The organism is Halanaerobium sp. MA284_MarDTE_T2, from assembly GCF_003337245.1.
Taxonomy (GTDB): Bacteria; Bacillota; Halanaerobiia; order Halanaerobiales; family Halanaerobiaceae; genus QPJE01.
The window spans coordinates 1-11,563 of sequence record NZ_QPJE01000044.1 but is presented as its reverse complement, the minus strand read 5'-3'; the positions used below and the strand labels follow the sequence as shown (position 1 = coordinate 11,563).

Here is an 11,563-nt window from a genome sequence, read left to right as displayed (position 1 = left end):
CTGTGATATTCAATTTTTTTGTTGTTGAGAACTAATTTTTAGATTTAAAAGCTTAGTTTAGATTGAATATGCTTAATGTTTTTGTGTTACAATCAAGGATTAAGTTCTAAGGAAGTCAAACCGATAGGGTATTTGTTGGAAACTTAAATACCTCCCAGTCTGGAAAGGAGCAGATGCTTATTAACTAATTTAGGTTTAGTTATATTCATTGGAAGTATTCCTTTCCGTAATCAAGATGCTTTCTAATGGAAGCATCTTTTTTTATGTTATAAAATTCAATTATTCAAGGGGGGGATATTCAAGTAAACTTCTTAATGTAGTAATGAATTATGCATTAAAAAAGACCTTAATCTAAGGGAGGCAAGTAAAAAAATGTCTGAAGAAAAAAAGGGAAAAAATAATTTTTTAGAAAAGCCAACCAGTCGTAGAGAATTTTTAAAAAAGAGTGTAATAGGTGCTGCAGGTGCAGCTTTTTCAGTTTCATTTTTAAGTATGTTTACTGATTCTGCTGAAGCTGAGGTTTTGATTGTAGCTGATGGTATTGTAATATCTGATCCAGTTATATGTACAGGATGCCGTCGGTGTGAAACTAACTGCACAGCAATAAATGATAATAAAGCACATCCTTATATTTCCAGAGTTAAAGTTGGTCAAAATTATAATTATGGTCTTCAGGGTCCTGCCATGTATTACTGGACAAAAAATGGACAGATGGGTGATTTTACAATAATTGCAGAAACCTGCAGGCAGTGTGAATCTCCTCGCTGTGCAGCCGCATGTCCAATGGGGGCAATTACAGCTGATCCAGATACTGGTGCAAGAGTAATTAACACCAAAAAATGTGTTGGATGTGGAAACTGTGTGACTGCCTGTCCATACGATATTCCAACAATAGATCCTGAAATTAATAAATCTACCAAATGCAATCTTTGTGAAGGCGAACCTACCTGTGTAGCAGGATGTCCAACCGGTTCATTAAAGTTTGTATCATGGGATAAAGTAGAAAGAACATTAATAGAAAGAGAAAGAATTATCAAAGGTCAGGCAATTTATTAAGAATTCAAAGTTATATAGGGAGGTAAAGAAATATGCCAAAATATAAAGGCTGGGCTGGTAAAATATTAAGAGTTAATTTAACAAATGGTTCTGTAACTGCTGAAGATACAGCAGATTATATTGATTATATTGGTGGTATGGGTTTTGGATACAAAATTTTATGGGATGAAGTTCCTGCAGGAACCGATGCTTTTGACGAAGCAAATAAGATAGTAATTGGTGCAGGTCCTATTACAGGAACTGGTGTTCCGTGTACTGCAAGAACGAATATTACTTCGCTTTTACCTATGAACCCATATAATCTGGTCGGAGATGGTCATATGGGTGGACATTTTTCACCGGAAATGAAGTATGCAGGTTGGGATGCAATTATTATTGAAGGTAAATCAAATAAACCTGTCTGGTTGAGAATAGAAGATGATAAAGTAACAATAGAAGATGCGAGCAGAATGTGGGGACAAGGTATTTTTGATACAACAGCTCAAGTTGCCAGCATTATGGGTAAAGAAGCTCAGATAGCTGCAATTGGCCAGGCTGGAGAAAATCTGGTGCGATTATCAAATATAATGACAAATGGAAATCACTCTGCTGGTGGGCATGGTGCTGTTTTTGGTTCTAAAAAGTTAAAAGCTATTGGAATTATTGGTACCGGTTCTGTTAAATATGCGGCAGACACAAGAGAATGGATCAAGTTAAATGATCATGTTCTGTCAATTATCGGTGCAAATAATCAGCATGTTGTTCCTTCAACACCACAGCCGTGGGCAGAATATCACGATCCGAACAGCCGCTGGACAGCTCAGAAAGGCTTATACTGGGGTGCAGCAGATAAAGAAGTAGAAACAGGAATCTGTGAACCAAAAAATATAAATAAAATTGGATTTAGAACTATGAAAGCAATAAAAGATCTTGGTGAAATGGGTGAAGAACATACTGTAAGAATGGGTGGATGTCAGTCATGTCCTGTTCGCTGTCATTCGCATTTGGAAGTACCTGAATTAGAAAAGTATGGTAAGTCCCGTTATGTAGCTAACACATGTATGGGATATTCTAGTCACTGGTATATTCTAAAAAATGCTGATTTAACAGAAAAAGCAACTTTTATAACAAAAACCCTGGGAGCTCAGCTAGCAGACGATTATGGTCTTTGGTTTAATTATGGTCAGCTAGGAAGAGATCTCTGGTATGCTTATAATAAAGGTATTCTAAAAGATGTACTACCTGCTGATGAATATAATAGTATACCCTGGGATAAGTATGAAGCAGGTGATCCTGATTTTCTAGTTGATTTTTATAGGAGACTTGCTTATGCTGAAGGAGAATTAAGTCATATTTCTGATGGATCGGCAAGAGTTGCAAAAAGATGGGGATTTGAGGATGATTACTGGGATGATGTTTCAATGAAACAGTGGTCACCAGTAATGGGATACCCTCTACATCATGCTAATGAATCAAATGGACAGGTTGGGTCACTTATTAATTTAGTATTTAACCGTGATCCCATGTGTCATTCTCATCAAAACTTTATTCACAGTGGGCTGCCGATTAAATTGAACAAGGAAATTGCAGCAGAAGTATGGGGATCAGAAGCTGCACTGGATATACCTGCAAACTATACTCCTATGAATGAGTACAAAGCTAAATTTGCAAAATGGAGTCTTGTAAAAAATGCACTACATGATTCTATGACAGTCTGTAACTGGATGTTTCCAATGGTAACTTCACCTTTAAAAGAAAGAAATTATAGAGGCGATACTACTATTGAAGCACAGTACTTTAGCTTAACAACGGGTATGGATGTTTCAGAAGAGGAATTAGATGAAATGGGCGAAAGGATTATAACTCTTCACAGAGCATTGACTGTAAAGCAGATGGGTACAACTGATATGCGCAATGAACATGATCAGATCTGTAACTGGGTATTTGATATGGATCCAGATAAAAAAGCTTTTGATGCTGGAACCATTAAGATGGATAGAGATGATATGGAAAAAGCAAAAACGATGTTTTATAAAGAAATGGGTTGGGATGGAAAAACAGGTGCTCCAACTTATGAAACTCTAGAAAGACTTGGTATGAAAGAAGTTGCTGATGAACTTGATAGCATGGGATTAATTCCTGGCTAAAAGGTAATTAGTAATAAATAATTATAATATTTGGGCAGGTAAAAGTTTTATTAATCTTTTCCTGCCTGATAAGGTGTGATAAGATGAAAGAAAAGAAAGCTAATAATGAGGCTTTAGAAAAAATAGCTGAAATAACACGAAAAAATTCAAAAAAAGGCAAAATAACAATTTATGATGACTTTAGTAAAAAGCCGCTATCCTTATCAGAAGAAGAATCAAACAATATTCTAGAAGAAATTAAAACTGATGAAAATTATAATGATATTAGAGTTCTACGAGGTTCAGCAGGTGCATATCTTTTTTCAGATGATTCAATGACTATACAATATGCGAAAATAATAGCCCAGGTTGAAGATAAAGATATTTATAAATTAATAGCTGAGCGAGTTAGAGATGATTCTGAAACATATCCGCGTCCTACAAAAGCTTCAGTTTTTTTATATGAACCATATATGATTTCTAAAGAAGAGTTTGAAGAAGTTATGAATAATATTCGAGATAAAGAAGAATACAATGATATTAAAACATTAAATGCTTCAAATGGAGTGCCATATCTTTATTCTTCAAAATATCTGGAAGATGACCATGCAGTTGCTTTAACTGAATGGGTAGAAGTAATTAGAAAAGAAGTGCCGTAAATATTGGGAGGATAAATAGATGTCTTTAAAAGAGGGATTAAGTAAATTAAATATTTGTGAAGAAGTTCCTGTAGAGTTAAATGTTAATGAGAAAAAATTATTGACATTTATGTGTACTCCACAAAATTTGAATGAGCTGGCAGTAGGATATCTGTATAACAAAGGCTTGATTCAAGGGATAGATGATATTATGTCTCTTGCTGCCTGTGAAGATCTTAAAATTATAAATATTAAAAGCAGCAGAACAATTGCTGAAGCAGAATATAGTCTCAATAGTATTCTGGTAACTGGATGTGGTAGTAATAGTGGTTTTAAAGAAAACTTTTATAATCTAGAAAAAATAAATTCAGATTTAATGATTTCACTTGAAAATGTAAAAAAACTTACAATAGAAATGCTTAAAAAAGCAGTAATTTATAAAAAAACAGGTGGTGTCCACTGTTCAGCAATATCAGATCAGGATGAATTGTTAATTGTCAGAGAAGATGTTGGACGACATAATGCAGTAGATAAAGTTGTTGGTAGGGCTTTGTTTGAAGGAATAGAATTAGCAAAAAGTATTATTATTACAACAGGAAGAATTTCTTCAGATATGATATTAAAAGCTGTCAGCAGTAGAATTCCAATAATCATATCAAGGAGTATACCCAGCAGTCTGGCTCTAGAAATAGCAGAAGAAATCGGAATCACGATAATAGGTAGAGCTGTGTCTAAAAAACCTATAGTTTATACTCATGAAGATAGGATTTTAACTGATGAAAAAATTATGGTTTATCATAATTTTGTTTGAAAATATTAAGATATTCTAAATCAGGGTGGTGAATAATTATGTTTGGAAGATTAGGTCCGATGGAATTAGTTTTGATTTTAATTATTGCGCTTGTTGTATTTGGTCCATCTAAGCTGCCAGATGTTGGTGAAGCCTTTGGTAAGGCAATTCGTAAATTTAAAGATTCTGCAAATGAAGTGAAAAAAGAAGCTGATATTTCTGAAGAACTATCACTTGATGATGAGGATAAGAAATAAATTTTGAGAAATAGGGGATGAGAAAGTTGGAGGAGTTATTATTGTCACCAATTGAACACTTAACTGAATTAAGAAAAAGACTTATTATAATAGCAGTAGTTATTATTATTGGTGCTTCTGTAAGCTTTGCTTACATGGATGTTATCATTGAACTGCTGCTGGATCCAGTACAGGAACTAGATTTTATATATTTAACTCCACCAGAACTGTTTTTATCCTACATTAAAATTGCTTTAGTTGTAGGCGTTATTGTTACATCTCCAATTATTTTTTCGCAGTTTTGGATTTTTGTTAAACCTGGATTGAAGAAAAAAGAGAGAACATATCTTCTATTTTCTCTTTTTTCTGGTTTTTTTCTTTTTCTTTTAGGAGCTTATTTTGCCTATAGAATAATAATACCTTTGTCTATTAGATTTTTTGTCAAATTCTCAATGCCGAGTATGAATATTGAACCTAATTTTTCTTTTGGAAGCTATATAGGCTTTATAAGTTCAATTCTTCTTTCATTTGGTATTGTGTTTGAACTGCCAATACTGGTGACTTTATTGGCAAAGCTTAATTTGATTACAGCTGACACTTTGAGAAAATACCGCAAAGTTAGTATTCTAATTATCTTTGTTGGGAGTGCAGTATTTACTCCTCCAGATATTATTTCTCAGCTTCTTCTGGCTGGACCAATGATATTATTATTTGAAATAAGTATCTTGCTGGCTGCATTAGTAAATAAGAAAAAGAAATAAATATTAGTACTATAAAGAATAAAGTATCTGAATAATAAAAGTCATCTGGTTGTTTTACAGGGGTGGCTTTTATTTTTAGTTAGGTTGTATTAATGTAAATTTTAACTTTATATGATAAAGTTTAAGCAGATTAAGCTTGATAAATTTAAATAATTATTGTAGAATATAAATAGTCTGTTTTATATCTTAAATAATGGGGTCATAGCTCAGCAGGATAGAGCAACAGATTCCTAATCTGTAGGCCGGAGGTTCGAATCCTCTTGACCCCACCATTTTTGTTTTTAATGTTTTATAATCATTGATGTTATAGCTATAACAGACTAAAAATCCAGGCGAAAAATATTATATATCTGAAGATTAATAGTTGAGTTATAGATGGTTTATTAACCTAATCTGTTGTTCAACTATTTTTATTTTTGTTCTTAAACTAAAATAAGATATAAAATTAGTATAAAAGTAAAATAGGTGGTTTGATGAGTTGCCGTTAGAAATTAAATAATTTAATAAAAAAGGAATATAGACTTAACAATGGGAGATGGTTTTTTTCTTTTTTTTAACTCTAAAAATAATTTCGGGAAGACTCTATTATATTTTTTGATTGACAAAAGAATAGATTAAAACCAATCAATTAAAAGGAGAGATTGTAATATGAACAGGATCAACCTTAATGAAAAGTTCAATTTAATTAAAAAGCACTGGGATCCTAAAATTATTGGTGAAGTAAATAATATGCATGTAAAAATTGCTAAAGTTAAAGGAGAATTTGACTGGCATATGCATAAAAATGAAGATGAAATGTTTCAGGTTATTAAAGGAGAGCTTTTATTAAAGTTTAGAGATGGTGAACAGCTGCTTAAAGAAGGCGAAATTATAATTGTGCCAAAGGGTATAGAACATAAACCTGTGGCTGAAAAGGAAGCACAAATTTTAATGATAGAAAAGAAGGGTACTTTAAATACAGGTAATGTTGAGACGGAAAAAACTGTTGATGATCCTGAATGGATATAATTTGACGAATCATGGAGCAAATTGGCATCTTGCTGCTTTGTATACCATTTAGTTTGGCCAGAGAAGCGATAAAACTAATAAAAAGAGAAAATAGCAGATTAATAATTACTTAAAATCACCGATAATATAGACAGGGAGAATATCTAACGTTTTAAAGATGTTTTTTTATTAATGAGAATGATACAGCTTATAAAAGAAAAAGGATATATTGCTTTGAATATAACAGGCTAATTAAGATAGGTTCTGAGTTTTTAAAATTGGAAAAAGAAAATAATAAAAGATAAATGGTAAAAATATGTGGTAGGAGGCTAATAGTGGATAATAAATTTTTTTATCAGAAATTATCCCTTAGTGACGAAATTAAAAGAAGCTGGCAGGAAACAGCAGATTTAATTGCTGTAGAAGAAAAAGCAGCGGCTGTAATAATTGTCAGGTTTAAAGATGAGCATTTAAATTTAGCTGCAGCTTCTGGTTCTGATATAGATGATTTAATTGGGGATCAGTCAGCTCTTAAAATTAATGACTGGCAGTATAAGTTAATTTTAGACAGCGAAAATTTTACTGTTTACAGTTCATTAAAAAATAATATGTGGAAAAATTCAATTCCTTTTCAAAAAGGTTTTGACTCCTGTGCAGGGTATTCAATTAGATGGCCTAATGAAAGTATCTTTGGTTTTTTATACATTTTTCATAAAAAGAAAAAGAATTATTCCAATAATGACAAAAAAAGAATATTAAAATATAGAGAATTGATAGAAACACAGCTTAAACTTATGGTAGAAAAAATTAAGGTTAAAAAGTATGAAGAAGAGAAAAACACAATTCTCTCCGTTACCCAAAAAATTGATAAAAAGTATAAATCAGTTTTTAATAATATTACTCAGGGACTGAGTATAAATGAGGTTATCTTTAGAGATCAAACCCCGTCAGATTATGTTGTGAGAAATTATAATCCCGCCTATAAGAATCTGCTGGGGCTGAAAGATATAAATAAAATAATGGGTAAAACTGGATCTGAAATTTATCAGAAAGATGAGCCATCATTACTGGAATTATACAAAGAAGCAGTATATGAAGAAAGGAATATTAAATTCGATCATTATTTCGGCAGGCTGGATAAATATTTCGAAATAACACTAACTGTACTGGAAAAGGGTAAATTTATAACTATTTTTAGAGATATTACTAAAGCCAGAAAAAATAATCTAAAACTGCAGGCAGCCAATGAACAGCTTACAGCATATAATCAGGAAATTCTACGAATGAACAATGAATTAGATCAATCAATTAATGAATTGAATGAAATGAACCGCCGCTTTATAACTATGATCAAAACAATTTCTGGTTTAAAAGATAGTGTTGAAATGAGTGAAGACAAATTTTATTCAGATCTTTTAAAAAATGCCCTAATAGTAGTTCCAGAAGCCGACTATGGAAAAATATATGTAATAGAAGATGATAGGTGTAGACTTATAGATGCTGTAGGACATGATATCGAAATAATAAAAAATATAAGATTTGATAAAAAATTGCTTTTTCACTATGATAGTAAGGAAGTTTTTATTACAGATGATTATTCGTTAGATGTTGATAAAATTCCGAATAATATGAAAATAAAAATTTTAAATGCTTTAAAACCTATTAAAAGTTCTTTATATATAAATATATTGGCTGAACAGAGAATAGTTGGCAGGATAGCGCTGGATATTGCTGCTAAAAGTGAAAAAGAATTTTCTAAAACAACTCAGAAAACACTTCAATCTTTTGCAACTTTAGCTTCGTCCTTTTTTGCTTTTAAAAAATATGACAGCCTTCAGGATAGATTTACAAAAGAGCTTATTTCCTCAATTATCAAAATATTGGAAATGTATGATTTTTATACAAAAGGTCATTCCGAAAATGTTGCCAATCTTTCTTTACAGATTGCAGAGGAGATGGGATATTCTAAAAAAACAGTCTGGGATGCTTACTGGGCTGGTATGGTGCACGATATAGGGAAACTTTTGATTCCACTGGAGATATTGAATAAAAAAAGTAAACTTACAGATGAAGAATATGATTTAATAAAAAAACATCCAATCTGGGGCAGCAAAGCTCTAGCCAATTCGGAGTCACTAAGGAATATTGCAGAATATATACTTTATCATCACGAAAAATGGAATGGCAGAGGTTATCCGGAAGGATTAAAGAAAGATGAAATACCTGTAATATCTCAGATTATTGCTGTAGCAGATGCATGGGATGCTATGACTTCTAAAAGATCATATCGGGACTCACTGACACAAAAAGAAGCTTTTTTAGAGATAAAGAGAAATAAAGGCAGACAATTTTCTCCAAAAGCTGTAGATGCATTTATGAGAATAATTCAGGCAGGCAAGTTAAAAAAAGGTGAGCAGATATATCAGAATTAAGTTTAAATAATAATTCTGCTTACCAGAGAATAGAGCTATTTTGAACAGATGTTTAAAGAAACATGTAATTAAATTTTGATTTGAGATAACAAATTTGATTTTGATATTGTGTAGGACAACAAGTATTTTGTTATTAAAAAGCCACCAACTGGTGGTATTTTTTTGTTGAATAGGGAGGAGAATATTGTCTTTTGTTGAATAATTATTATTGGAACATCTTAAATATAATTTTATATTTAAGATTATTCAACAATCAGGTAAAAAAATTAGGAGGGTAAATTTTATGAAAAAAGTTATTACTGTAGTTTTAGTACTTTCACTGCTGATTTTTAGTGGATCGGTTATGGCACAGGATTATCTAAGCCAGGGCCAGTGGGAAATAAAGGCTGGAATCGACTCAAGTGGAGAACTAGAGGACTGGGATATTGACCGAGGATTTTCTATTGCAGGTGAATACAAGTTCCCTTATACCAGCAGATGGACACTTGGTGGAGGTCTGGCATATCAGCTGGATCGCGAAGTTGATGAATCAGGTCAGGATGGAGAAATTGGATTTGTTCCATTTTATGGACTGGCACAGTATGATATTGCTAATAATCCATATTACTTAGTTGGTCATTTGGGATTCAACAGCTTCAGAACAGATAGCACTTTTGAACATGAAAATGATGTAGATGATACCAGTGGTGGCCTCTACTATGCACTGGGTGCAGGTATGGAATTTGGCGAAAGATATACTGCTGAAATGATTTATTCAGTTAACAGTGGAGAAATTGAGTATAATAATGGTGAGGATGAAGATGTGGAATATGATAAGTTCACCCTTTCTATTGGAATGAAGTTTTAATTAAAGTTAAAAACTGCTTTTTAAAGTAATTTGATCCCTATTAGGGTAGATAGATTTAATATTAAAATCTATTTACCTGACAGGGAGTTTTTATTTTTTTACAGTTTAAAAATGTTGATATCATAAAAGATATGGAGGTGATCAAGCTGAAGCAATGGATAAGAAATTTAATATGTGATTATATAAAAAATTATGAGCAGAGAGATGATATTAAAACAGAATGGAAAGAAGCTGTGGTTGGATTTGCAGATGCTGATGATAAACTTTTTTTAAAATTAAAAAAAGCTGTGTCCCCTACTCATGCAGCCCCAGGTGATTTTTTAAAACATGCCAGAACTGTTATATGTTTTTTTATTCCTTTTGCTGATTGGGTGTCAGAATCGAATGTAAAAGGGAAATATAGCTCCAGAGAATGGGCCAGAGCCTATGTGGAGACTAATGCTCTGATTGACGATATGAACCGACATATTAAAAAAGAATTAGAAAAAATGAATTTTCAGGCTGCCCTCATCCCTGCAACACATAATTTTGATGAAGAGAATTTAAAAAGTGACTGGTCTCACCGCCATGCTGCTTATATTGCAGGTGTTGGCACCTTCGGAATTAACAATATGCTGATAACAGAAAAAGGGTGCTGTGGAAGAGTGGGCAGTTTAATTACTAACTTAGAAATGGAAGCAACAAAGCGCGGTAATAAAGAAAATTGTTTAAATAAGGCAGGTGGAAGCTGTTCAGTCTGTGCTGAAAGATGTGTAAATAATTCTCTTTCTGTAGATTTTTTTGATAGACATAAATGCTACAGTTTACTGCTGGAAAACGATGATCTTTATTCAGAAATGGGTCTAACAGATGCCTGTGGAAAATGCTGTGTTGCTCTTCCCTGTTCTTTTGTAAACCCAAACTCTGATTGATGTATAGCTTTTGAAGCCGAAAAGGAATTTTACAAAATCATGCAGAAAAATTTATAAACAGCTGATAACTAAGAAAAATTTTCAAAAAGATAAACTTAATTTATAGAGGGAGTGTATATTCTGGTAGGCGGGAGATATTAGGCCGCATGTTATTGATGCTTTAAAAAAACTTGTTGGAAAGATAAAAAACGAATGTGTAAATGAAGTTGAAAAAAAATAGATATTCAGCATTTACCTTACAATCTGCTTAATATTTTTTTGTATCAGCAACTGCTTCTTCTTTATGTTATAAATATTTAGAAACAATAATCTGCCATCCGCCCAGAGTAGAACTATTTCTTCCCTCCAGATCTCCTTATCTCCTGTATCTGTCCCATAGGTGGCCCACATAATATTCAAAATATTAAATATTTTGAAGTGTAAGCAGAAAAAAGATGTTTCAACTTTTTGCATTTTAATAAATGGATAATAGATATAAGACATAATATATAATATAATAGTATATGAAAGCAGAGGTGAACAGATGTGAAGACATATTTAACGATTATTTTAGTAATTATCTTTCTTATTGTTAGTTTTTCTGTTCTGGCAGGATCATTTGAAGAAGAAATTCTTAAAAAATTATTTATCTTTCAGAAAAGTCAGCTCAGATATCTTTTTTCCAAATCATTTCTGCAGCAGGTATCATTTGAAGAAATTGTATCTGTGATAGAAGTTATAGTCTGCTAGCAAACCTCGTGGGCTTGCCCCGAGAAAATAGCAGACGGTTTTGAATTTCAATTATTATGTTTAGCTAATAA

The 11,563-nt window shown here is 32.3% G+C and carries 11 protein-coding genes, 1 tRNA gene and 1 pseudogene; all 13 read left to right on the top strand.

The features are described 5' to 3' along the window. The first annotated feature begins 372 nt into the window (after positions 1-372). The 13 genes and pseudogenes from DFR78_RS11465 to DFR78_RS11405 all read left to right on the top strand — a co-directional run bounded on the left by DFR78_RS11465 (position 373) and on the right by DFR78_RS11405 (position 11,492). Positions 373-1,056 carry a 4Fe-4S dicluster domain-containing protein gene (locus DFR78_RS11465; RefSeq protein WP_114458966.1) on the top strand — a complete coding sequence of 228 codons (684 nt, stop codon included), beginning with the start codon at positions 373-375 and terminating at the stop codon, positions 1,054-1,056. A gap of 32 nt (positions 1,057-1,088) precedes the next feature. Continuing rightward, positions 1,089-3,182, top strand: coding sequence for an aldehyde ferredoxin oxidoreductase (locus tag DFR78_RS11460; RefSeq protein ID WP_114458965.1), 2,094 nt, complete (start codon positions 1,089-1,091; stop codon positions 3,180-3,182). A gap of 83 nt (positions 3,183-3,265) precedes the next feature. Further along, positions 3,266-3,820 carry a hypothetical protein gene (locus tag DFR78_RS11455; protein ID WP_114458964.1) on the top strand — a complete coding sequence of 185 codons (555 nt, stop codon included), beginning with the start codon at positions 3,266-3,268 and terminating at the stop codon, positions 3,818-3,820. Between the two features lie 19 nt (positions 3,821-3,839). After that, entirely contained in the window at positions 3,840-4,610 is a 771-nt protein-coding gene (gene fdhD / locus DFR78_RS11450) for a formate dehydrogenase accessory sulfurtransferase FdhD (protein WP_114458963.1), read from the top strand. 38 nt (positions 4,611-4,648) lie between these two features. Beyond that, a complete protein-coding gene (locus DFR78_RS11445; RefSeq protein ID WP_114458962.1) occupies positions 4,649-4,846 on the top strand; it encodes a twin-arginine translocase TatA/TatE family subunit in 198 nt (65 codons plus the stop codon). A 41-nt stretch (positions 4,847-4,887) separates the two neighbouring features. Next, positions 4,888-5,586 (top strand): twin-arginine translocase subunit TatC, encoded by a 699-nt coding sequence (tatC, locus tag DFR78_RS11440; RefSeq protein ID WP_199505622.1) that lies wholly within the window; start codon positions 4,888-4,890, stop codon positions 5,584-5,586. 195 nt (positions 5,587-5,781) lie between these two features. Further along, positions 5,782-5,858, top strand: a tRNA-Arg gene (locus tag DFR78_RS11435). Between the two features lie 376 nt (positions 5,859-6,234). After that, positions 6,235-6,594, top strand: a complete 360-nt coding sequence (locus tag DFR78_RS11430) for a cupin domain-containing protein (protein WP_114458960.1) — start codon at positions 6,235-6,237, stop codon at positions 6,592-6,594. Between the two features lie 314 nt (positions 6,595-6,908). After that, a complete protein-coding gene (locus DFR78_RS11425) occupies positions 6,909-9,005 on the top strand; it encodes an HD-GYP domain-containing protein (RefSeq protein ID WP_158531770.1) in 2,097 nt (698 codons plus the stop codon). 283 nt (positions 9,006-9,288) lie between these two features. Further along, positions 9,289-9,852, top strand: coding sequence for an outer membrane beta-barrel protein (locus DFR78_RS11420; RefSeq protein WP_114458958.1), 564 nt, complete (start codon positions 9,289-9,291; stop codon positions 9,850-9,852). Positions 9,853-9,989: 137 nt separating this feature from the next. Continuing rightward, positions 9,990-10,763 carry an epoxyqueuosine reductase gene (locus DFR78_RS11415; protein ID WP_233487064.1) on the top strand — a complete coding sequence of 258 codons (774 nt, stop codon included), beginning with the start codon at positions 9,990-9,992 and terminating at the stop codon, positions 10,761-10,763. Positions 10,764-10,874: 111 nt separating this feature from the next. Beyond that, a pseudogene (locus DFR78_RS12465) lies at positions 10,875-10,983 on the top strand (molybdopterin biosynthesis protein); the annotation flags it as partial. 305 nt (positions 10,984-11,288) lie between these two features. Next, the gene (locus tag DFR78_RS11405; RefSeq protein ID WP_114458957.1) at positions 11,289-11,492 is read left to right on the top strand and encodes a hypothetical protein; all 204 of its coding nucleotides are present in this window, start codon (positions 11,289-11,291) and stop codon (positions 11,490-11,492) included. Positions 11,493-11,563 lie beyond the last annotated feature (71 nt).